Origin of the sequence: Cellvibrio sp. KY-YJ-3 (genome assembly GCF_008806955.1) — a bacterium.
Taxonomy (GTDB): domain Bacteria; phylum Pseudomonadota; class Gammaproteobacteria; order Pseudomonadales; family Cellvibrionaceae; genus Cellvibrio.
On the sequence record NZ_CP031727.1, the window covers coordinates 1,676,510 to 1,698,992 of the forward strand.

The 22,483-nt window shown below is 49.9% G+C and carries 16 protein-coding genes; 9 read left to right on the forward strand and 7 right to left on the reverse strand.

What is annotated here, in order from left to right; genetic code table 11:
- Nucleotides 1–109: 109 nt before the first annotated feature.
- From D0B88_RS07050 to D0B88_RS07060, 3 genes are all read right to left on the reverse strand, one after another.
- On the reverse strand, nt 110–3,361 hold the full coding sequence (locus D0B88_RS07050; protein ID WP_151056156.1) for a c-type cytochrome: 3,252 nt from the start codon (nt 3,359–3,361) through the stop codon (nt 110–112).
- 116 nt (nt 3,362–3,477) lie between these two features.
- Nucleotides 3,478–4,263: a DUF1080 domain-containing protein gene (locus D0B88_RS07055; RefSeq protein WP_007644984.1), complete on the reverse strand. Its 786-nt coding sequence runs from the start codon at nt 4,261–4,263 to the stop codon at nt 3,478–3,480.
- Nucleotides 4,264–4,469: 206 nt separating this feature from the next.
- The gene (locus tag D0B88_RS07060) at nt 4,470–5,249 is read right to left on the reverse strand and encodes a murein L,D-transpeptidase catalytic domain family protein (RefSeq protein WP_225318572.1); all 780 of its coding nucleotides are present in this window, start codon (nt 5,247–5,249) and stop codon (nt 4,470–4,472) included.
- Nucleotides 5,250–5,465: 216 nt separating this feature from the next.
- Here D0B88_RS07060 and D0B88_RS07065 point away from each other — a divergent pair, with 216 nt between their 5' ends.
- The 5 genes from D0B88_RS07065 to D0B88_RS07085 all read left to right on the forward strand — a co-directional run bounded on the left by D0B88_RS07065 (nt 5,466) and on the right by D0B88_RS07085 (nt 11,728).
- A complete protein-coding gene (locus D0B88_RS07065; RefSeq protein ID WP_225318573.1) occupies nt 5,466–7,382 on the forward strand; it encodes a murein L,D-transpeptidase in 1,917 nt (638 codons plus the stop codon).
- Between the two features lie 184 nt (nt 7,383–7,566).
- A complete protein-coding gene (locus D0B88_RS07070; RefSeq protein WP_151056163.1) occupies nt 7,567–9,756 on the forward strand; it encodes a hypothetical protein in 2,190 nt (729 codons plus the stop codon).
- Between the two features lie 89 nt (nt 9,757–9,845).
- On the forward strand, nt 9,846–10,448 hold the full coding sequence (locus tag D0B88_RS07075; RefSeq protein ID WP_151056165.1) for a flavin reductase family protein: 603 nt from the start codon (nt 9,846–9,848) through the stop codon (nt 10,446–10,448).
- Between the two features lie 60 nt (nt 10,449–10,508).
- Complete coding sequence (locus D0B88_RS07080) at nt 10,509–11,318, forward strand: class I SAM-dependent methyltransferase (protein ID WP_151056167.1); 810 nt, start codon at nt 10,509–10,511, stop codon at nt 11,316–11,318.
- Nucleotides 11,319–11,329: 11 nt separating this feature from the next.
- Nucleotides 11,330–11,728, forward strand: a complete 399-nt coding sequence (locus D0B88_RS07085) for a GFA family protein (RefSeq protein ID WP_007644968.1) — start codon at nt 11,330–11,332, stop codon at nt 11,726–11,728.
- A 15-nt stretch (nt 11,729–11,743) separates the two neighbouring features.
- On the opposite strand, the gene D0B88_RS07090 is transcribed toward D0B88_RS07085, so the two are convergent.
- Both D0B88_RS07090 and D0B88_RS07095 read right to left on the reverse strand, forming a co-directional pair.
- The gene (locus D0B88_RS07090) at nt 11,744–12,787 is read right to left on the reverse strand and encodes an AraC family transcriptional regulator (RefSeq protein ID WP_191966541.1); all 1,044 of its coding nucleotides are present in this window, start codon (nt 12,785–12,787) and stop codon (nt 11,744–11,746) included.
- Nucleotide 12,788: 1 nt separating this feature from the next.
- Complete coding sequence (locus tag D0B88_RS07095) at nt 12,789–13,718, reverse strand: GGDEF domain-containing protein (protein WP_040393354.1); 930 nt, start codon at nt 13,716–13,718, stop codon at nt 12,789–12,791.
- 241 nt (nt 13,719–13,959) lie between these two features.
- On the opposite strand from D0B88_RS07095, the gene D0B88_RS07100 reads away from it, so the two are divergent.
- Together D0B88_RS07100 and D0B88_RS07105 are read left to right on the forward strand one after the other, a co-directional pair.
- Nucleotides 13,960–16,719, forward strand: coding sequence for a TonB-dependent receptor (locus D0B88_RS07100; protein ID WP_151056171.1), 2,760 nt, complete (start codon nt 13,960–13,962; stop codon nt 16,717–16,719).
- 98 nt (nt 16,720–16,817) lie between these two features.
- Nucleotides 16,818–18,800 (forward strand): phytase, encoded by a 1,983-nt coding sequence (locus tag D0B88_RS07105; protein WP_151056173.1) that lies wholly within the window; start codon nt 16,818–16,820, stop codon nt 18,798–18,800.
- Between the two features lie 31 nt (nt 18,801–18,831).
- Here the strand turns inward: D0B88_RS07105 and D0B88_RS07110 are convergent, their stop codons facing one another.
- Both D0B88_RS07110 and D0B88_RS07115 read right to left on the reverse strand, forming a co-directional pair.
- Nucleotides 18,832–19,125 (reverse strand): hypothetical protein, encoded by a 294-nt coding sequence (locus tag D0B88_RS07110; protein WP_225318574.1) that lies wholly within the window; start codon nt 19,123–19,125, stop codon nt 18,832–18,834.
- Nucleotides 19,126–19,244: 119 nt separating this feature from the next.
- Entirely contained in the window at nt 19,245–19,820 is a 576-nt protein-coding gene (locus D0B88_RS07115) for a gluconokinase (protein ID WP_007644948.1), read from the reverse strand.
- 157 nt (nt 19,821–19,977) lie between these two features.
- Between D0B88_RS07115 and D0B88_RS07120 the strand changes: the two genes are divergently transcribed.
- Nucleotides 19,978–21,015, forward strand: coding sequence for a LacI family DNA-binding transcriptional regulator (locus tag D0B88_RS07120; protein ID WP_151056177.1), 1,038 nt, complete (start codon nt 19,978–19,980; stop codon nt 21,013–21,015).
- Nucleotides 21,016–21,046: 31 nt separating this feature from the next.
- Complete coding sequence (locus D0B88_RS07125) at nt 21,047–22,414, forward strand: glycoside-pentoside-hexuronide (GPH):cation symporter (RefSeq protein ID WP_007644945.1); 1,368 nt, start codon at nt 21,047–21,049, stop codon at nt 22,412–22,414.
- The last annotated feature ends 69 nt before the right edge of the window (nt 22,415–22,483 follow it).

Sequence of the window (22,483 nt, forward strand, 5' to 3'; positions counted from 1 at the left end):
TACTCTGGGACCGTGGGAGACAGGATGTCGACGACGAGCCCCCATGGATGGGTTTACGGCGTGTCCCAGAGTAAATGCCGCTATCCGGCTTCTACCTTACAGCGTAGAACTATTGCTTCGCAGCGGGAAATTTATAGAGTGTGTAATAAGCCTCCATTTTTTCCGGTGCATCTTTCGCAAACAGTGTTTTGCTGTTGAGGTTGGCATGATACACCCGCGCGGTTTGCTGTGGGTGAACCTTGGCTTGCACGAGCGAACCTAAATCAATCTCGATACTTTTGCGGTCGGCGCTGATGCGCAGGGCTTTGATGGTTTCTTTCTGCATACCCAGCTCATCCGAACCGTAATCCGCCGCATCGCGATACACCCAAGACTCCAATGCCAGCAGCGATTGCAACTGCTCTGCGGTGATTTGCGCGGCCAGTGGTTGGGTTAATTGCAAACTAAAACCGGTCGCTGTTGCCAGCATTTCAGTAATCGCCGGTGCGACAGTTTTGCCATCCCACACTATGCGTTGGAGGCTTGCGACATGACCACCTTTCGCCTGCCAGCCGCGACCGGTTTGGCCGAGTAACAGGCTGCCATCTTTCAGGAACAGTGGGCGCATTACGCCGGATTCCAAACCATCAATAAATGGCATCACGCTGCCTTGCTCTTTGCCATCCACGGTTTGCACCGCAATGCGCAGCAGATTGGATTGGGTTTGATCGCCCATCAACATCTGCCCGGCAAAAGCACCGAACTTGCCTTTGGTGGTGTCCCACGCCGGGTGGCCGGGTGAGTTGGCGACGCGGTTATGTGGCAACAAAATAATCGCATCGGCACGTTTCTCCAGCATGCTGTCACGGGTTTTTTCCGCCATTTCCGGTGTTACGCCGGGCAGGTCAACCAAGGCCGATGGGTGGCCGTAGTAGGCATCTTTTTCGATCACAAAGATCTTGGAGGTACTCATGTATTCGCCCTGGTTATCTGAATACCAGAGGCGGCCATCCGGTGAAGTGCCCAAGCCAGCGGGGCTGCGCAAACCGTAAGCCCATGGCGTGAATTTGCCATTGGGTTCGACGCGAATATTCCAGCCGCCCAAGCCGCCTTCGGTGCCCATGTATTGGCCGCCGGCCTTGTAGCTGGAGCCAGCTTCGTTGTGGGCGAGGTTGAGGCTGATGTAGTAAGCGCCGTCTTTACCGCGCGCTGGGCCGTGCATATAGGTGTGGTAGTTGCCGTGGTAGGAGTGGGCATCAAACAGGGTTTCAAATTTATCTGCCACGCCGTCGCCGTTGGTATCGCTGATACGTGTCAATTCGGCTTTCTGGCCAACCACAACCGTCAGGCCTTTTTTGTCTTCGGCGATCACGCCCAGACTGTCAAAAGTGCCTTCCGCAAACAATTGCCACTGGCCTTTCACCATGCGCCAAATGCCGGCGGTGCGGGTGGCGATTACTACTGTGTTGTCTTCGGTCAGGCTTAAACCCAGGGCTTCAAACAATTGCTCGCGACCAAAATTATCTTTGGGCGGATAGTAGCTTTCCACTTTGTAACCCGCAGGCATATTGGCTTTGGATTCGGTGATTTTTACCGGTTGTTTATAGTGATCAAACTTCACCACTTCCGGGCGCCAGGGGTTGTTTGCCAAAGTCATTTTGGCGCTCAGGCTGGCCTTGGTTTTACCGGCGGGTAAGGTCCATTGCTGGTTGGCAATTTTCCCTTGTTTGCTGCTGATGTTTTGCAGCGCATCGCCATTCAGTGCGAAGGTTTGTGGGCTGGCCAATTCACCGGTGAGGTTGACTGTCACTGTGCCATCGGCAGCGATGTTGGTTTGAATCTCCAGCGTGTTTTTGCCTACGCGATACTTGAAGCTGGGCAGTTGCTGCTTCTGTTTGGAATCGCGGAAGTAACCCAGGAACTGGGCGTCCATCGCGGCTACACGGGGCAGGTGATCCTCTTTGCTTTCCAGTGAAGCTTTCACCGTGGCGGCATCGCCAAACTGGGCCTCTTTAAAAGAGAAATCAATTACATCGCCTTTGGCATTGAGTGGTGCGATTAAAAAGGTTTTGCTGCCGAGATTAATTTCGCGGCTTTCAAAGCCCATTTTTAAACCCTTGCCGCCGCGATTCAAAAACTCGCCGCTCATATCCAAGAAGCCACCTTGCCAAATTTTGGTAACGGCTAGCAGGCGTGGATCAAAGGTGTAGTTCACGCCCCAGGGGGTGCCTACATGGATGGCGCGGCCCGAGCTGCCAAAGCCATCGCTCAGCACCATTGGGCCTCGTTGGATGCGCACTTCATCACCTACTAAAAATTGCAGGCGATCTTTTACCGGGTCGTATTCTTCCGCGCCGGTTTGCGCGAGTAATTTAATCGCCGGGCCTTGTTCGGCTGGAATGTTCAGCGTGGCGAGGTAATCGCCAATCGCATCGATTTGCACATCGCTTAAAACCTGCGCCGAAAACGCGGGCATGATTGGCAAGTAAGCTTCGCCTTTTTTGGCGCCGCTCTCGGCAATTGCTAACTGGGCTTCGGGTTCACGCAGGCTGCGGTGCAGGTATTGGCGATCAGCTTTTACCGTAAAGCGATGACCTTCGCCGCCCTCAACCACTTCGCGGTTGCGTGGCTCGCGTTTAAACAAGCCATAGAGGTTAGGTCCGGTGCTGACACCGCTGTCATCTGCGGAAACCAAGTGACAGGCGTTACAGCCTACAGCGCCAAAGGTTTCTTTACCCAAGGCCACAAAATCCACCAGTTCTTTTTCGTTGGTAGCTTCACCGGAGTTTTTAGGCAGGATTACCAGCGAGAAATCGGCGCCGGCTAGAGTGAAATTGCGCAGTGCCATTTGACCTTTTTTGACCAGCAAGCTGGTGGGGCCGCCCGTACCTTCCCACGGAATGCTGGAGCCTTCGCTCAGGCCGGTGCGAATATCGTTGGTCAGCACTGGATCGCCGTTAATCGTGACTTCCAAAATCAGTGCCGGTTCGGTTTTGATGCTGGCTTCGTTGTAGCGTGGTGCGCGGAATTTGGCGCGCAGGTGCTGCCATTCGTTGGTGACGTTTTTTAAATCTACCGCGTAGCGGCCTTGGATAAACAGTTTGGCGTCGCTGCCTTCGGTGACCAAAAATTCCATATCCAATACGGAATCCCCCAGCCATTCGTGGGCGACCAAGTGCTCGCCATTGCTAGCGCTCAATGCGAGGATAGAGCCATCTTTACTGGTGGGGGCCAGTTGCAATTTGTTGCCCACAGCGCTGGCTTTGGTGGTGGTGACCCACGCTTTGTTTTCCTTGAAAAAATCGGCGGGGCTTTGTGCGTAGAGCGGCAGGCTGCAGGCAATCAGCGAGCCCAGCAGTGCTGTTTTTTTAAGTAAAGACATAATCTATACCAGTACGATTTTATGAAAAAAGCGCCGCAGTGTTAGCTGCGGCGCAAAGAAGTGACAGTTCAGGCAAAACAAAACTGTCAGCGGACAGATAAAAAATTAGCCAAATCTTAGAGTTTGCGCAGCCAAATATTGCGGAAGCTCACCGGGTTGCTGTGATCCTGCAGGCGGATCGGGGCGCAGCCGTGGGCTTTGTAAACCGGCTTGCCAATCCACTCGGTAGCACCTTGGATTTCAACGTGGTTCTGCACCAATACGCCGTTGTGCAGCACAGTCACATAACCGGGTTTGCTGAGCTTGTCGCCGTCAAACTTGGGCGAGGTGAAGATAATGTCATAAGTCTGCCATTCGCCCGGTGCACGGGTGGCGTTAGCCAATGGGATGGTTTGTTTGTAAACCGATGCCGCCTGACCGTTAGGGTAGGTTTTGTTGTTGTAGGAATCTAACACCTGAATTTCGTAGCGTTCCTGGAAGAACACACCGCTGTTGCTGCGGCCTTGGCCTTCCAGCAACTTGCCATCGGCACCTTTGATCTCGGTGGGGGTTTTCCACTCAATATGCAGTTGCACATCGCAGAAGGATTCTTTGGTGCGAATATCGCCCTTGCCCGCTGCAACGGTTACTGCGCCTTGGGCCAGATTCCAGGCAGCAGCGCCGCCGTTAACCGATTCCCATTTGCTTAAATCTTTGCCGTCAAACAATACAACGGCGTCGGAGGGAACACCGTTAGCTGGGGCGGATACCACCGGTGGTACCGGCTCCCAGACCTCGGTTTCTTCAGCGAGCTGCCATGGCTCTTTTTTGCTTTCGGCAGCAGTGCTCAGGGTGCTGATAGAGCAGGCGGCAAAAGCGAATAAAACAGGTGCAATAGCGCGTGTTAGTGGTGTGTTTTTCATGAAGTGTTTTCCCTTGGGATTGCAGGTCGTTGTTATGTTTTGTAATTACAGTGGCTATATAGCTGCTCCATCGCCGATCAGCGACAGGTTTTACACAGCTTGATAAATTAATCTGATTAATGAAGGTTTGATTAACATGTCTTAACAGACTAAGACTGGCGCTTGCATCATCCTGCGCAAACCAGCCTTGTCGGGTAGGCGGGGGATTAACGCAGGTTTTGCTGGGCCAACTGCTCGCGACGGTTGCAGTTCAAAAACTTGGACGACGCCAGCCAGTGTTTATCAGGATAGTAGGAAAACAGGAATTGGTCGCCTTTAATGGTGTCTATTACTTTACGGGCGATGCCATTACGCACTGCCGGGCAGCCATAACTGCGCCCTAGGTGGCCGAGTTTTTTAGCCAGTTTTAAGTCCACATAGGGAGCACCGTGGAATACAATGGCGCGCTCCATGGCTTTGTCGTTGAACCCTTCTTCCAGACCTTCCATGCGCAGGGAATATCCATTGGCGCCCATGTAGGTTTCCTTGGTGCGGAACAGGCCAAGGCTGGTTTGCAGGCTGCCATAGGTATTGGAAAAGTGGCGGGCAACGTGTTCACCGGTATTTTTGCCGTGGGCGACCAATTCGTGGAACAACAGCTTGCCGCTCACCAAATCAAATACCCACAGGCGTTTTTGGGTGGAGACCAGTGAATAGTCGATCATGGTCAGGTTGCGCGCCGGTTCCATGCCGTTTTTCAGGGCGCAATCGAGCGCGGTGAGCGCCATGTTGATCACTTGCGGATTGGCTCCCGGCGCCGCGCGGGTGAGGCGATCCAGCAAGTTCAGAAAGGATTGATCCTTGCCGAAAGCCGGGTGCGTAAAGGGGTTGTTAGCTGTGTGCTTGGGGAGTGTAAGGGGGCGATCCTGAGCGGCGAAGGTGCCGGAAGAGCACAAAAATGTTAAACAGGCCGAGACAAACAAGGCCTTCAATAGTGAATACAACATGGACATCCCCGGACACACTGGGTCATTGAAGTTGTAGCGGCCTTGCTAGGTGAGATTATGTTTTTACCCTTGCAGCAGGGTTAAGCTGTTGAATGCTAGCATCATGAACCTGAGGCGGCAAATAATAATTGATCAAAAAATATGCCGTTTCTAGACCTTTTTTAGTCATTTTGGGAAATACATCGTTGTTTTTTAAGCGTGCAGGAGCGCTCGTTTATGCGGTTGTTGTTGCTAACCTTGGGCTTAATACTAAGCCTTGAATTACCCGCGCAAGCGGCCAGGGATTCTGGTACGAATTTGCGTGGTGCGGCTAACACCTTGTTAGTTGCGGAGTTGGAGGCCCGGGTGCAGGCATTGCAGGCACCAGCAGGTGACCCTTCCTCTTTGCCTACGGTCAGCCCTGTGGCGCAGGCGGTAAGCAGCTTTTATCAGCAGCGTGGCTTTCAACCGGCTTGGTCTGATCTGAACCGTCTACAGGAGTTGATCTCAGCGCTGGAGGGGCTGCACGCCGATGGCCTCGACCCCGAGGATTACTCCATCAGCTTTCTGCGCCAAATGCACAGCTTGTTAAAAACCGGTCAGCGGCCAATCGCCAGTGAGTTGGTGGAGTGGGAACTGCTGGCTACTAATGCTTATTTACGCGCGCTCTATCATTTATTTAACGGCAAGGTCGATCCCGCCGGCCTGGACCCCCAGTGGAATTTCGAGCTGCACGAATTATCGCCTGCCGTGGTGGCGGGGTTGATGAGTGAGGGCGTTGACTCTCGCCGGATAGAGGATGTGTTTGCCCAAACGCGCCCCCAACACCCCGTCTATACCAGCTTGCAGGCCGGATTGAGCCGCTACCGCGAGCTTGCCGCTCAGGGGGGATGGTTCTCACTGCCCGCGGGCTCCACGCTAAAACCCTGCATGATCGACCCTCAAGTTGCGCTCTTGCGTGATCGCCTGCGTGTAACCGGTGAGTATCAACACCCGGGCGATGAAGAGCAGGTGCAGGCAGTGGCGGCGTGCCTTGCTGCGAATGCCAAGGTGGCACAAACCAAGAGCACTAGCTCGGCAGGTGCAAGCGAGGCGAACAACTACGCAGCACTGGATCCTGCCATCACTGGCGAGCTGGGTGCCCAGCTTGCAGAGTCGGATAGCAGCGAAGGCAGCACACAGCCGAACCCATCAAGTGACAGTTCTGCCAGTAGTAGCGCGGCGGCAGTTAATAATGATGAGGTCTTTGATGAATACCTGGTGGCGGCGGTCAAACAATTCCAGCGCGATCAATATCTGGAGGACGATGGTGCCATAGGCCCGGCGACTCGGGCGGCGCTGAATATTTCTGCTCAGGCGCGGGTGGATCAAATCCGGGTCAATCTGGATCGCGCGCGTTGGTTGCTGCACAACATTCCCGACGAGCTGTTGTTGGTGGATATCGCCGGTTTCAAAATTACCTATTTCAAGGGTGGCAAAGAGCTGTGGAAGTCCCGGGTGCAGGTGGGCATGTCCTACCGCACTACGCCGGTGTTCAAGTCCGAGGTCAACTACATCACCCTCAACCCCACCTGGACAGTGCCACCTACCATTTTGCGCAAGGATATATTGCCCAAGCTGCGCAAGGACTTAAGTTACCTGCGCGAGCATAAGATCCGCGTGCTTGATAGCAACGGCCAGCAATTGGACCCGGCGACCATCGACTGGTATCGCCCCGGCAATGTCACCCTGCGCCAGGATGCGGGCGACGATGCGGCGTTGGGCAAGGCGGTGATTCGTTTCCCCAACCCTTACGCGGTGTACCTGCACGACACGCCGCACCAGCGCCTGTTTAATAAAAGCCAGCGCGCGTTTAGCTCGGGCTGTATCCGTGTGGAGCGCGCATTGGAATTGGTGGAGTTGCTGCTGGAGGAAACCCCCAATTGGGACGGTGCGGCCATCAACAAAACCCTGGCGACCGGCAAAACCCGCAATGTGACGCTCGCCAAGCGGGTGCCCATCATGCTTGCTTATTGGACGGTGGATGCCGTGAGCGATACCAAAGTGGCATTTAAGCCAGATATTTACGCCCGCGATGGCGCGGTGCTCGCGGCGTTGAATCGGCGCGTGAGCCAGCCGGTTATCAACCTGCTCGAACCTGCGGGCGATCTTTAACAATCAGGTGTTTTTTTTACTGTGACAGGGTTGGCGATTTGTATTTATCGCCAGTCGCGACTAGCGTTAAGAGTGTTTGGTACTTTGGCTAATATCGGCCATTGAATAGCTATAAAAATATCGCTCTCCTTCGCTCTTAACTTAGTCGCTCGTAACCTTGTCGCATGTAAAAGGAACCCTATCGATGGCCACCAAAAAGACCTCCCGCACCACTGAATCCACCGAACTGGACGACGTAATCACTGCCAGTCCCGAGGCGGAAGTAGAGGTTATCAGTCGTCCACTCACCAATGCTAACGGCAATGGCTACATGTACTTCACCGAGCGGGATTTAAATAAAATTCTGCATAACCTCGATACCCTGCGCGATAGCGTTTACCCCCACCTTGCAAACCAACAGGATGCCGACAACCAAAAGCAGCCGCAATTTCCCTCGGTCTGCCTCATTGGTTTGGGGCGTTGCGGTTCCAATATCGCGTTAGATGTGGCGAGTTTGGTTTATAACGCGCGCAACTTTTATCTGAATGAATTTCTCAGCGAAGAAAAAGAAGTGCGCGAGCCGGATCACATGCCCATGCGCTGGATCAAACGCAGCTTGCATTTAAAAGGCTCGCATCAACTCAAGCCGGTATTTTTAATCGAACCCTTGGTGATGCTTGGCGATTTAGATAAAGATATTGAAGGCCGCATCCGTTTCTCCCATAAAGGTGAGCGCGCCGGTTTCCTCAAGGATTACACCAAAATGAAAATCATGGACTTGTCGGAAGTCCATGCGGGCGGTTCAGGCAATGCGCCCATTCTCGGTCAGTACCTCGCCAAAATTATTCTCAATAAAGATACCCAACGCTTTTCCAATCCCGATTGGAAATTTGTGCACTCTTACCTCATCGATTCCTGCGGCATAAAAGCCAACCAATCGCGCTTGTATTTTTATATTTTCAGCGCCGGCGGCGGTACCGGTTCAGGTATGGCCAGTGAATTTGGGTTGGCCCAGCAATACGCCTACATGAGCAAAACTTTTGATGTGCGCGCCCAATCCGAGGACAGCAGTAATCGCGGCCACTCCTTCGTATTTGAGCCAATTTTCACTAGCGGCATTTGTATCCTGCCCAATATTTCCGACCACGGCGTGGAAATGTCGGAGGCGCTGCATATCAACGCTGGGCGGTTGCTGTGTAAATATCTCTCGGAAGAGTGGGATTTCTCCTACAACTTCGATAACGAAGACAGCAGTGAAGCGAGTGTGATGCATCGTATTCGCCCGTGGAACGCGATGATGCTGATCTCCAACGACATCATGCGCTACGCCGAAGAAACCGATGAAGGCGCGATCCAACACATTGATGTTAACGCCATGGAGAAATACGCCAACCAATATATCTCCCAGCAAATTTTTAACATCCTCACCGCACAAGCAGTGACTACTGATTACGACGAAAATTATTTCCGCCGCGCGGGTATCGATATTGGCGAAACCATTCGCCTCGACGCGAACGATTTATTTATGAGCCTCGCTGGCCCCGTCGCGGTTGCTTACGCGGAATCCGTTATTCCCGCCAGTATTCCGCAGGGTGTAGATAAACTGCGCGGCATAGATACCAAAAAAATCGGCGAATTAAACATCGATGATTTGTTCTATCGCTCCATCGATTTGCCGCACTTTAATAAAGTGACCCAGGCGATTGAAGGCATCAGTTTATTGCCGATTGAATCAGCACGCTACCGCGAGGCGCTGGCGAACTACCTGCAAAAAGGTTACGACGCCAACGCCTTAAAAGACCTGCACTTCTTCAAGAATTGCTCGTCAGTGGTATCCATTATTTCCCTGCCAAAAGATTACAAACTCAGCTACATGGATTTGAATAAACTCAAATCCCATTTGAACGCACTCTTCCCCAATACCACATTAAAACGCTATGCCTTGGTGATTGGCGCCTCGGCGAATATTTCCTTAACCACGCTGATTGTAAAAAGCCCCTGCTTGAGCGATGACTTTCTCACCTTAATTGTCGCCTTTATCAAACGTTGCTTCGCCAAAGACTCCTACCGTTTTGATGAACAGCTGGATAGCGCCATGCTCGACTTTATCCGCGCTGAGGAGTTCGATGAGGCACTCGTGGATAAAATGCTTAATGAATACGAAAACCCGGCAAAAATTCTCGATACCAATTGGTATGCCATCAAACCTATGTACGAGAAAAAATACCGCGAGTTAATCAACGACTCGGAAAAATTCTGCTCGATCAACGATATTCGCCTCTCGCGCGACAGCGTGAAAAAAGCAATCAAATACCTGCGCGAAATCTATCGCCACAAAATCAGCAAAACTCGTATCGTATCGCTCAACTCGCTGCCGAAAGACGTGAAAAACTAAATTACATGATCCGCAATCAAGGAGCCGCAAGGCTCCTTTTTTGTTAGTATCGCTGAAAATTCAGCAATACACTTTTCCGGACTTTTATTATGTTGTTCGATACGACCCAGCTAAACCCGCAAGAAATTTATCGTCTGCTCGTAGGTGGTGTCACGCCGCGCCCAATTGCGTGGATCAGTACCCTGTCAAAAATTGGCGTGGCCAATATAGCGCCATATTCCTTTTTCAATGTGGCCAGCTGCAACCCGCCAATCCTCTGGTACTCCCAAGTCAATCCGCGCGAGGGTGGCGATAAAGATACGCTGGTCAATTTGCTCGATACCAAAGAATGCGTGGTACATATTGTTAACGCACAATTACTGGAAAAAATGAACCAGACCTGCGCCTCACTTCCCGCTGAACAAAGCGAATTCGATTTCGCCCAACTTGAGCAATGCACAAGTCACAGTGTTAAACCTCCCTCGGTACGCGGCACCTTAGTCCGCTACGAATGCACACTGCGCGAAGTAGTGCGTTTCAGCAGCCTCCCCATGGGCGGCAGCGCCGCGTTGTTGGATGTAAAAACTATTTTTGTGGATGATGCTGTTTGGCTGGATGGTTTTATCAATCAAGCACAATTAAATAGTGTGGGAAAAATGGGGAAGGATTTTTATAGTCTTACTAACGATTTGGTTGAATTGTCACGACCTTAAAATAACGTGATTTTTGCCATCGACCTTGTGCTAAATAATAACTTTCCTGTGGATGAGGTTATGACTGCGATATACAACCAAATTGGAAATGGATATGACACAACAAGATGTGCTGATCCTGAAATTTTAAGTGCTATGGCGCGTCTGCTATCAGTGAGGAAAGATGGTTTATATATTGATATAGGTTGCGGCACGGGAAACTATACGGTTGAGCTTGCGCGCCTTGGTGGAGAGTGGTGTGCGTTTGATCAATCGGAGTTGATGATTACACAGGCGAAAGCTAAAAGTTCACTCGTTCAGTGGAGCATTTTTGATGTTGAACAAACATCCTATAGCTCAAATGCTTTTCATGCGGCTCTGTGCTCATTGGCGATTCACCATTTTGCTGATTTAGGGCGAGCTTTTGCCGAGGTGGCAAGGCTGCTGCAGCCTTCTGGCAAGTTTGTTATTTTTACCTCTTTGCCAGAGCAAATGAACCGTTACTGGTTAAATCATTATTTTCCTAACATGCTTGCTCGTTCTGTTGAGCAAATGCCGTTGTTGGATAATATTCAGTGTGCGCTACATGTGGCGAAGCTTAGAGTAGTTGAGATTGAGAGATTTTCAGTGTCACCTACAATTAAGGATCTTTTTCTCTACAGCGGAAAATATCAGCCTGAGATCTATTTATCCCAATCTGTCAGGTCTGGAATTTCCTCATTCCGTAACTTATGTTCGGATGCAGAGCTGCAATCGGGGTTGTTGAAATTAAAAGCAGATATTGAAACTGGTAAGATTGAATCTATTCTTAACAATTATGCAAATGATTTAGGAGATTACTGTTTTATCGTTGCAGAAAAAATGGATAACTGGTTTGAAGGAAAAACTTAAGGAATATTTCTATGATCAAGCGTGTGGGTAATACTGATATCCAGCCAAAACACAAAGCCACTTGTCATTGTGGGGCAGTGGAGTTGGAGATTGATTTGCCAGATGGCATTGTTGATCCGCGTCGGTGTGATTGTTCTATCTGCCGCAGAAAAGGGGCTGTAGTTGCGTCTGCATTGTTGTCAGGAATTCGGGTGGTAAAAGGGGAGGCGCTGCTTCGGCTTTATCAATTTAATACGCATCAAGCAAAACATTATTTTTGTTCGGTATGTGGTATTTACACCCACCACCAGCGCCGCTCCAATCCAGAACTTTATGGTTACAACGTGGGATGTCTGGAGGGGGTGAATCCTTTTCTTATTCCCAATGTGCCAGTGAATGATGGCGTTAATCATCCGGCTGATCGACAGTAAATATTTCCTTTCCTGCTAACTGCGCGCCGCCAGCAGTGTCAGCCCCGTCCATTTTTTAAACGCGCGCCGTAAATTGGCGACATCGTGGAAATGTAATTTTTTTGCAACTTGTTCGCTGCTGTAGCCTTCCTGATTAATCCAATAAACGGCTAGGTCTTTGCGTACCTGATCGTAAATGGCCTGAAAGTGGCTGCGATGTTTTTTGAGTTTGCGTTTAAAGCTTGCGCTGCTCATGCCGAAATCGGCAGCGGTTTGTTCTAAGTTCGGATCAGTGGCGATATTGCTATTCAGGTAATCATAGACGGCGGCAAGAAAGCCTTTGGTGGGAGCCTCTATTATATTGGTTGAGTGATCTGTAAAAATTTCTGCTGTTATATCCGCATTTTTCACCCATGGCTGATAACAATATTCGCGGGCGATAGCCATGGCATTGCGCTGGCAATCAAAGTGAATATTCCCGCCCAGGTGTACTTCATACTGTTCGATATAGGTCGGTGCCTTATGGGAAAAATAAAATTGCCAAGGCAGGCGGCTGTTGGAAAGCCAGCGCGCAAGGCTGCTGATAGCAGTAGTTAACGCTTCTACTAAAAAAATAAATGAATCCTCAGCGCCACAGGCATCTTGCCAATAGAGCACTAGCGCATCACCTTCATAGCAGCGGCGAATATTAATCAGTGGGCTTAAAAACACTTGGTATTTCAGCAGGGTATCAATCAACTCATCGAGATTGGTTGAAGCCATTAATTGATCGCTAATAACCGCAATCTTGCCCGGTAACAATTGGTGCCCCGCTAAAAAGCTGAGGTCGTCAGTGGAGATATTTTTGGTGATGTTTTGGATTAACTGCAGCAGTTGTTCCGGGCAGATGCGGTGATCTGGGCGATGAATGTCCTCGCAAAAAATACCGGTGTGGCGCAGCAGCTTGTGTTCTGGAATTGCCCTTGTCTGTGCCAGGTCGATAAATTCTGTTGGCCAAAAGTGGGAGTGCACTATAGCGCTGTCCCGCTCGTAGTAAACCGGCGGCACAGGGCACAGCGGAAATTCTACAGACTCGCTCATATCAAGCTGCGCGCAATTGTTGCGAGTCGCGCTGTTCCTTGGCATGGAGTAATGCTTGGGTGGCGCGGGCGATTAAACTGTCGGGTGTATCTGCTTCTGCCGTTTGCCCGCAGCTGAAGGCGATACCGATGCTCACGGAATGAAAAATACTATCCTGCTGTTGTTGCGGTTTAAAGGCAAAATGGCGCACGGCCTGGGATATTTCCGCCGCAATAGTATTGGCCATGAGTTTGCCCGTGTTCGGTAGCAACAGCGCAAAGCGATCGCCTGCATAACGGCAGAGTAAATCATTGCGGCGAATATTGAGCAGCAATAACTCGCTTAATGAATGTAATAGATTGTCACCTTCACGATTACCATAGCGGCGATTAATCTGGGCAAAATTATCAATATCAATCAGCACTAACGCCAGCGGATTTTCCTGATTACCCTGTGCCAATTCGTGCTGTAATTGCACGCGTAAATAATGTGCGCCGCTTAAACTGGTGGTGAAGTCAAGCCCGCGGTGCTCACGAAAAAGCCGCTCGCGTTTACGCAATTGTTCAGTAATTAATAGCTGTTCTTTGTGCCAGTGATAAATACCCAAGGTTAATAAAATTAACCCTATCGGCATAAAGCCCGATTCAATCCAGTGATCCCAGAGTGCCCCTTCGGGAAAATAAATGAATTCGTCCAGCCAATCCTGAAAGCCAGCAATAAATACCGCACTCAGCCCCAAGCTGAGAAATTGTGTCACGCGCCCAGCGGGGCGACTGTGCAAAATCAATAACAGCCAAATTAATGCCAACAATGCCAAGCCGCCCTCGCCAACTATGTCTAGCCAATTCCATTCGCTAGTGGTTTTTATATCGCCACTGGCAAGGCTGCCAACTAAAGCCAGATTGGCCGCCAGTGCGAGAAAAAGCAGTTTCCATTTGTGTAGTGCGAGCATAGAGCGTGAATCCACAGCAGTGAAATATGAATAATGGCTGACACCCTTAACAAATTGTTGTGACACTTTTGTGACTGCATGGGGCGATTCTTTCGTTATATTTTTTTAGTGAGATGAGTGATAAAGGGCGGCAAATCAGCTCAGATGATTTTTGCTGGGCAAGCGCTACAGGTAACAGAAGTGTCACAGAGCAACCCTAGTTTGGCGCTGTTGAAATCAATCACTCGCTTGGGGACTCATTGTGAAAAACGTATTACCTAATCTGTTTGCTAAAACCTGTCTGGCATTAGTTGTTGCCGGTGTTGCTGCTCAGGCTGCAGCCGACGGGCGCATTGAAGGTGAAATTAAAGCGACTGACAAAGGCATTGCCCTGCAGGGCGCCAAGGTACGCATTAAAGAATTAAAACGCGAAGCGGTAAGCCAGCGCGATGGCCGTTTTGTATTTTTGGATGTAAAGCCCGGTCAATACACCTTGGAGACGAGTTATATCGGTGCGGATAATATTTCGCGCACCATTGTGGTTGAAGATTTAAAAACCACGCGCGCCAGTTTTCAGTTGCAGGGTGTGTCCGGTTTGGTTGAAAACGTCATTGTTATTGGTCAGGCGGCGGGCATTAATAAGGCGCTGAATAAACAGCGTAGCGCCGACAATATTATTACCTCGGTTTCGGCAGATGCGATTGGCCAATTTCCGGATACCAATGTATCCGAGTCGCTGCAACGTTTACCGGGTTTGTCGATTGAGCGTGATCAAGGTGAGGGCCGTTACGTACGTGTACGCGGTATGAGCCCGGATTACAACGCGGTGACAATTAATGGCGTTGGTGTGCCGGGGCCGGATGCCGATCGTCGCGCGGTGGCGTTGGATGTAATTCCTTCTGACTTATTAGAAAACCTGACGGTGACAAAAAGTTTGACGCCGGATATGGATGCCAACTCTCTCGGCGGCACTATTGATGTACAGAGTTTGTCGGCATTTGATCGCGATGGTTTTTTCTATCAATTAACCGCCGAAGGCAGCTTTGATGAAAACACCGAGGAATACAGCCCAAAAGTTGCTGCCACAGCGAGTAACCAATTCAGTATCGGTAATGACGACAATAATGTAGGTGTTGCGTTTGGTGTAAGTTCTTTTAAGCGCGAATTCGGTTCAGATAACGTCGAAACCGGCGGTGCATGGAATTTTGATGAGGACGCGGCGCGCCTGGAGGAAATGGAGCAGCGCGATTATCGTATTACCCGTGAGCGCTCTGGTTTGACTTTGAATCTGGATTACAAACCTAGCGAAAATACCGATTTGTTTTGGCGTAATTTGTATAGCGAATACACGGATGCGGAAATTCGTTTAGCGAACGTTATTGAATTTGAAGAGGAGGTTGTTGCCGGTCAAACACGCGCTGCAGAAGTCCAACGTGAATTAAAAGATCGCACTGAAACGCAAAAAATTCTTTCTACGTCATTGGGTGGTCAGACCCGTCTGGATAATTGGACGGTGGATTATCGCGTTGCTTACAGCAAATCCAGCGAAGACGAGCCGCAGAATATCGCGGGCGCCGTATTTAAAATTGACGATGACGTGATTGCCGATGAGACATTTGATCTCTCCTTTAACAATAGCAAAAAAATCAGTTTGACCGCGCCCGCCGAATTTTATCAAAGTGCCAGTTATAAATTGGATGAAGTCGAGTTAGGCAGCACTAATACCAACGACGAAAGTACGGCGGTAAATATGGATTTCACCCGCGAATTGGAATTGGGTAGCAATGCTGCGCAACTAAAATTTGGGGCAAAACATCAGGCGCGCAGCAAGGATAACGATTTGGCTGTCTGGACGTCGGAAGATTTTGTGGGTGATACCTCCCTGAGCGCTTTTTCCGGCGAGGCCGTGGATTACAAACTGGGTCAGTTTGGTAATCAAATCAATGCCCGTGCGATAAAGGCAGCTATAGGTGAGCTGGAAGAGGATACCGCTGAATCCAGTATTGGTGATTACGAGATTACCGAAGATACCTCTGCAGCCTATTTAATGGGGCGAATTGATATTGATAACTGGCGCATACTCACCGGTGTGCGTTATGAAAATACAGACTTCACTGCTGAAGGCTTTTCGTATAACAGCGAAGATGAGGCAATAACCACGCAAAACTTTAGTAACTCTGATGATTACTTCTTACCGGCGCTGCATATTCGCTACAGTATCGATGATAAAACCCAAGTGCGTGCGGCCTGGACTAATTCCGTGGTGCGCCCCGGTTTTGCACAGTTATCACCCGGTCAGTTAATCGAAGAGGACGACGGTGATGTTGAGGCAGAATTTGGTAACCCGGCATTAAAATCGCTTGAGTCCAGCAATATTGATTTGGGCATTGAACATTACCCGGGCATGGCGAGCGTGCTCTCTGCATTTGTGTTTTATAAAGATATAGAAAATTTTGCCTATCAAACGGATTTGGGCGGCACCGCCGGTTATGAAGAATTTGATAAGGCTTTTACTTATGTCAATGGTGATTCAGCAGAATTAATGGGCATTGAATTGGCGGCATCCAAACAATTCACGCAATTGCCGGCGCCTTGGGATGGTTTATTGATTGGCGGTAACGCTACCTTTGTGGACTCCACTGCAGAAATTGGTGGTTATGACGACGGTGAATTTATTGCACGCGATATCCCCATGCCCAGTCAGTCGGATACCTCGGCTAACCTGATGGTGGGTTATGAATCTGATTTGATCAGCATGCGTTTATCGGCCAATTACAAATCCAATTATTTGTTGGAAGTGCTTGATCCCATGGAAGCAAATTACGATGCCTATGTGGATGATCAAGTCCAGCTGGATTTCTCCCTGCGTTATTACTTGACTGAAACCATTAAGCTGCATTTTGAAGCGCTGAATTTAACCGATGAGGTCTATTACACCTACGTGAACAAGCATAATTACAATGCCCAGTATGAGCGCTACGGTGCAACTTATAAGTTGGGCATTACCTTTATGCAATTTTAATAATGAATTAAGTTTGCTGCTGTAATTTGTGTGATGGTTGTGATTAGTCGATTTTTTATAATAATCACAGCTGTCACTTTTAATTTGAGAGTAAAGCTATGAATAAAAAATATTTTCCGCAAATCCTGGCGGTTGTTCTTGGGGTTTGTTCATTCTCTGTGATGGCGATTTCACCAGGCAATAAATTGCTTACTGCCAAGTTGAATGCAGACCTGGTTGCGCCGCTCCCGCTGCAAAAAAATCAGCAAGCAACGTATTTAACTCTGGGTGATAACAACCAAATTCATTGGCGTGCGGCAAGTGGTGAATCATTAGCGCAGTTAGATCAAGCCGCTGAGTTATTGGATTGGCGCTACCCGGTGACTGTGCAAACGCAAGGCAAATCCATACCTGGTCTTATCGCCGCTACCGTATTTTTACCGGAACAACAGCCGGGTTTGGTTGCATTAAACCCTGCGACAGGTGAGCTGAGTGAATTGCTGCGAGTGCCTACCCCCGCGTTTAAAATTGAAAATATTTGTTTGAGTCGCGCGGCGGGCGATAATTTGTCGCTGTATTTATTGGATGAGCGCGGCACTGCCGAGCATTGGTTAGTTATTGATGCCAATGGGAAGCCGGATGCAAAACTGTTGCGCCGAGTACCGATTGCGCCGAATAGCAAAGCCTGCGCCGTAGATGATGCACAGGATTTATTATTTATCGCCGAAGAAGGCGTGGGTATTTGGGCGCAGGGTGCGAGTGAGGAGTCATCACCCGGTCGTATTGCGGTGGATATGCAGCAGCCGTTTGGAAAATTGCCGGGCAGTGTGGAATCGCTGGTGGTTATGCCTCAAGGTTTAGTCGCGGCGATTGCTGAGGAAAAACAGCTCGCGGTTTATTCCGTGCAACAGGGTAAATTTACGCAGCAGCAACAAATCGACTTACCGCAAACCGATGAACCGGAAGTGGTGAAGGCTGCGTATGTGGCTGAGCAAAAAAGCCTGGCGTTAATCGTAAACGATGAAAAAACCGGTAACCATTTACTGCAATTGCCGTGGAATCCGACAGCTCAACAATCACCCGCACATCCGATTGTGACCGTTACTGCTGATGTGCAAACCGAGTCGATGCTGCGTTTTGGCGATGCGGCAGATGACCCTGCGATTTGGGTCAATAAAAAGCGTCCGCAAAAAAGTTTGATACTCGGCACCAATAAACAACAGGGTTTATTTGTTTACGACTTGCAGGGCCGTGAGGTGCAGCATTTTAATACGGGCAAACTCAATAATGTCGATGTTCGTTACGGTGTGCGCCTAGGCAAAAAAGTAGTTGACCTAGCGGTGGCGACTAACCGCGATGATAATAGTTTGTCCATTTACACTATTGATCCACGCAGCGGTAAATTAGCCTTTTCTGGCAGTGTTGCGACCGACATGAAAGAAATCTATGGTTTTTGTATGTATCAAGCGCCTGCCAGTGCAGCGCAACCTGAAGGTGCACTCTATGCGATTCCCAACGATAAAAGTGGTGAGTTCCAACAAATCCAATTGAGCGCCGCAGTGAGTGCTGCAGATAAAAATGTTGTGCAGTGGCAGGGGCAAGTCAAGCGCCGTTTTTCTGTAGAGAGCCAACCTGAGGGCTGTGTCGCCGACGATAAAAACCAACGTTTATTTGTAGGTGAGGAGGACGTTGCGCTCTGGACTATTGGTGCTGAACCCGCTAGCGGAACTCGTTTGGAGAAAGTACTTGGTGCCGGTGAAATTCTGGTCGCGGATATTGAAGGTGTCGGTGTTTATCAGGGCAAAAACCAATCCTTTTTGGTGATCTCCAGTCAGGGCAATAACAGTTTTGTGATTTTGGATGCAGTCGCACCTTACGCCTTGCGCGGCATTCTGCGCATCGCACTGGATGCCACTAAAAATATTGATGGTGTTTCTGAAACCGATGGCTTGGAAGTGAGCAGTATTGATTTTGGCGCTGCATTTCCAGAGGGTATGTTGGTAGTGCAAGACGGCCACAAGGTGATGCCGGAAGCACCGCAAAACTTTAAATATGTAAGTTGGGAAAAAATTCGTCGCGCATTAAATTTGCCTACAGAATAGTTAATGCGCGCCGATGTTTCGGGCAAGGGCTTTATTGGCCCTTGCGCGATTCGCGAATATAAAAACGTGCGTCTTTGGCGTGGCGATAGCAGTTGTCAAAATTTTCCACGGTTTGCATGGTTCGTGCACTGGTAATTAACCCTAAGGCTTTGCCGTAGCTGACCGTGCCACTAAAACCTTCTGCTTTGGCGATCGACAGTTCACTCCAGGCCGCATCCACCTCGCTGGCGCATGCAGTGCGATACTGGGTTTTGCCTGCGCAAGCAGAGAGCGACAGGGCAATAACAAGCAGGGCGCTGATTGAAGGTATTTTTACGGCTGGCATAGGTTGCTCCATCTAAGTGAACGGGATTGTTGTATCAATCAAGAACTTTGATTAAGACAAGGTGCTGAAGTTCCTATTCTCTACCGCGTGCTCGCGAATGCAAGCAGTCATTTGCGATTTCAGGCGTGCTGGATTTGCGTTGCACCGAGCAGCTGCTGATCAATAATCGCAATGGCCTGCTGCAGTACTTCATTGAACGGCGCACGCACATCAATATCCACCACATCTGTTTCATCAACCGGGCGCTCCAAGCTATCGAATTGGCTGCTGACCAGGCTCGGTGCCATAAAGTGCCCGGCGCGATTATCGACCCGCTGCTGGATGGTACTGATATCGCTGTGCAGAAACAAAAACAGGGTTTTGCGGCCCGCGTTGCGCAATTCCTCGCGATGCGCGCGTTTTAAGCCGGAGAAGGCGAGGGTGGCATGTTTGCCTTCGTTGGCGGCGGCGCTGAAGTAATCGCGCATGCGCATTACCCAGGGTAGGCGCATCGCATCGTCCAGCGGTAAGCCCTGGGCCATGCGGTCGCGCGCCTCCTGGCTGTGAAAGTCGTCACCGTCCAAATACGCGTAGCCATAGTGAGCTGCCAGCGCTTGGGCGAGGGTGGATTTACCACTGCCAGAAACACCCATCACAATAATCAGGCAGGTCTGGGCGTCAGGGTTGCTGGGTTGCGCTTGGCGGTGAGATTGCATCGCGATCTTCCTGGGATGGGTGTTGATAAGGCTGGGATACTAGCGGCTTGGCGCCTAATTAGCCATCGAATGATAGCGCAATCATTTTGATCGTGGTAGGGTATAAAAAAATAATCAATAACCAACCACTACATCCTGCCAAAAAGCACTAAAAACCATGAAAAAATCGAGAAAAGGCGGTTCTGACGGCAAAATTACTCTGGTCGATGTGGCGCTTGCTGCAGCGGTCAGCCCCATCACTGTGTCACGGGTTATCAATCAGCCGGATAAAGTGTCTGAGTCCGCCCGGCTCAAGGTGCAGAAGGCTATCGATGAGCTGGGTTATATCCCCAATCAGCATGCCAGCTCGCTTGCCTCTTCGCGCTCGGGCGTGATTGGCGTCGCCATTCCCTCGCTCAGCAACGTGGTCTTTACTGATGTATTGCGCGGTATTTATAAGGTGATGGGGGCGGCGGGTTATAAGGTCTTGTTGGTCGACACCCATTACTCGCCCCTCGAAGAAGAAAAAATGGTGCGCACTCTGCTCAGCCAATCGCCCGAAGGGCTAATCATTACCGGTGGCGACCAAACGCCCGCCTGCGACCAGTTGCTGCGTAAATCGCGTATCCCGCTGGTGCAAATCATGGAGCTGTTACCTAACCCCATAGATATGAATATCGGTTTTTCCCACTTCTTGGCGGGTACTGATGTGGTCGCACATTTGCTGGCCAAAGGCTGCAAGCGCATTGGTTTTATTGGTGCGCGTATGGATTCACGGGTGCAGCAGCGTATTCGCGGTTACACCCAGGCGCTTAGCCAGCAGGATCTATTTGAGGCCAGCCTGATCGCTACCTCGCCCGAACCCTCCTCCATCGCCTTGGGTGGTGCCTTGTTCAAGAGTTTGATGGCAGCCAACGAAGGCCGTATTGATGCCGTGTTTTGCGCGAACGATGACTTGGCACTGGGGGCATTATTTGAGGCCCAGCGCATGAATATTGCGGTGCCCAAACAATTGGCGATTTGTGGCTTTAACGATATTGAGGCCGCGGCGTATGTTAACCCCTCGCTCACCAGTGTGGCGGTGGGCCGTTACGAAATGGGTATTAAGGCTGCCGAATTGATTATTCAATCACTCAACAAGCAGCCGCCGGAGCACAAACAAATTGATATGGGTTACGCCATCAAACAGCGCGACTCTACTAATCGCCAAGCCTAATTTTCAACAATAATCAAAACCGGGACAGCCTATGACTACTTCAACAAATGATCGCTTGGCGCGGCTTTCGCTGCGCGAAAAAATGGGCTTTGCGCTGGGCGATTTGGGTTTTAATTTGTATTGGGCCAGTATCGCCTCGTTTTTAGCTGTGTTCTACACCGATGTATTTGGCATTCCCGCTGCGGCGGCTGGCACCATGTTTTTAGTGACCAAAATTATCGATGCGATTACCGATCCGATTATGGGCGCGGTGGCGGATCGCACCAAAACCCGTTGGGGAAAATTTCGCCCCTATTTAATTTTTGCCGGTGCACCCATGGCGGGCGCTGCGGTCATCACTTTTAGTACGCCGGAATTAAGTGATAGTGGGAAAATTATTTATGCCTACATCACTTACTCGTTGATGATGTTGTGTTACACCATTTTGAGTACGCCCTACTCATCGCTTTCAGGGGTGATGACAGCGCACCCGCAAGAGCGCAATACCCTGATCAGTTTTCGTTTTATCGCCGCGTTTGCGGGCACAACATTGGTGAATAAATTTACCTTACCGCTGGTGGATTATTTGGGGGCGGGCGATGAATCTTTAGGGTGGCAGCTCACCATGGCGCTCTATGGCCTGATTGCGGGTACCGCATTTGCAATTACTTTTTTTTCCACCCGCGAGCGCATTGCGCCACCGCCGCAACAAAAAACCTCACCTTGGGGGGATATTAAAGATCTGCTCGACAATCGCCCCTGGTTGATTTTAATCGGGTTAGCCATTGTGATTATGATGACTATCACCCTGCGCGGCGGATCGAGTTACTACTATCTAAAATATTATTTGCTACGCCCGGAATTAATTTCTGATTATTTATTTGTACAAGGTTTGGCGCTTGGTGTGGGCGCTGCCATCACGCCGCTGCTCACTAAATACGTTGATAAAACCAAATTATTAATGCTGCTGATGGCGATTGTGGGCGTGCTTTCGATCGCTATGTATTTTGTTCCGGCAGAGTATGTGTCGGTTATTTTTGTGCTGAATATTTTGATCAGTTTGGCGCTTGGCCCCAAGTCGCCGCTAGCCTGGTCAATGTACGCGGATTCTGCAGATTACACCGAATGGAAAACCGGGCGCCGCGCAACAGGCATGACATTTTCTGCTGCCACTTTTGCACAAAAATTGGGTGGTGCATTGGGCTCGGCGGTAATGTTGTGGGTGTTGGCGGGCATAGGCTATGTTGCTAAAGAAGCGCAGTCTGACGCTTCGCAAACCGGTATTGCATTATTGCAAACAGTTATCCCCGGTGTAATTGCATTGATCGCGGTAGCGGTTATTAGTTTTTATCCTTTAACCAACGCCATGCTCGCGCAAATTCAGTCCGATTTGAAAAACCGCGAAGTGCCGACTCCCTGATTATTCTCCCTTGTGCCGCACTGGTTTAGTACCGGATTGCGGCATTTTTTTTGCCCGCTTTTTTGTCCG

Bases quoted from the DNA above. Each gene is read 5' to 3' on its own strand.
- D0B88_RS07125 (WP_007644945.1), top strand. From the start codon at position 21,047: ATGACTACTTCAACAAATGATCGCTTGGCGCGGCTTTCGCTGCGCGAA.
- D0B88_RS07115 (WP_007644948.1), bottom strand. From the start codon at position 19,820: ATGCAATCTCACCGCCAAGCGCAACCCAGCAACCCTGACGCCCAGACC.
- D0B88_RS07080 (WP_151056167.1), top strand. From the start codon at position 10,509: ATGACTGCGATATACAACCAAATTGGAAATGGATATGACACAACAAGA.
- D0B88_RS07050 (WP_151056156.1), bottom strand. From the start codon at position 3,361: ATGTCTTTACTTAAAAAAACAGCACTGCTGGGCTCGCTGATTGCCTGC.
- D0B88_RS07090 (WP_191966541.1), bottom strand. From the start codon at position 12,787: ATGAGCGAGTCTGTAGAATTTCCGCTGTGCCCTGTGCCGCCGGTTTAC.
- D0B88_RS07085 (WP_007644968.1), top strand. From the start codon at position 11,330: ATGATCAAGCGTGTGGGTAATACTGATATCCAGCCAAAACACAAAGCC.
- D0B88_RS07095 (WP_040393354.1), bottom strand. From the start codon at position 13,718: ATGCTCGCACTACACAAATGGAAACTGCTTTTTCTCGCACTGGCGGCC.
- D0B88_RS07065 (WP_225318573.1), top strand. From the start codon at position 5,466: ATGCGGTTGTTGTTGCTAACCTTGGGCTTAATACTAAGCCTTGAATTA.
- D0B88_RS07105 (WP_151056173.1), top strand. From the start codon at position 16,818: ATGAATAAAAAATATTTTCCGCAAATCCTGGCGGTTGTTCTTGGGGTT.
- D0B88_RS07055 (WP_007644984.1), bottom strand. From the start codon at position 4,263: ATGAAAAACACACCACTAACACGCGCTATTGCACCTGTTTTATTCGCT.
- D0B88_RS07120 (WP_151056177.1), top strand. From the start codon at position 19,978: ATGAAAAAATCGAGAAAAGGCGGTTCTGACGGCAAAATTACTCTGGTC.
- D0B88_RS07075 (WP_151056165.1), top strand. From the start codon at position 9,846: ATGTTGTTCGATACGACCCAGCTAAACCCGCAAGAAATTTATCGTCTG.
- D0B88_RS07070 (WP_151056163.1), top strand. From the start codon at position 7,567: ATGGCCACCAAAAAGACCTCCCGCACCACTGAATCCACCGAACTGGAC.
- D0B88_RS07110 (WP_225318574.1), bottom strand. From the start codon at position 19,125: ATGCCAGCCGTAAAAATACCTTCAATCAGCGCCCTGCTTGTTATTGCC.
- D0B88_RS07060 (WP_225318572.1), bottom strand. From the start codon at position 5,249: ATGTTGTATTCACTATTGAAGGCCTTGTTTGTCTCGGCCTGTTTAACA.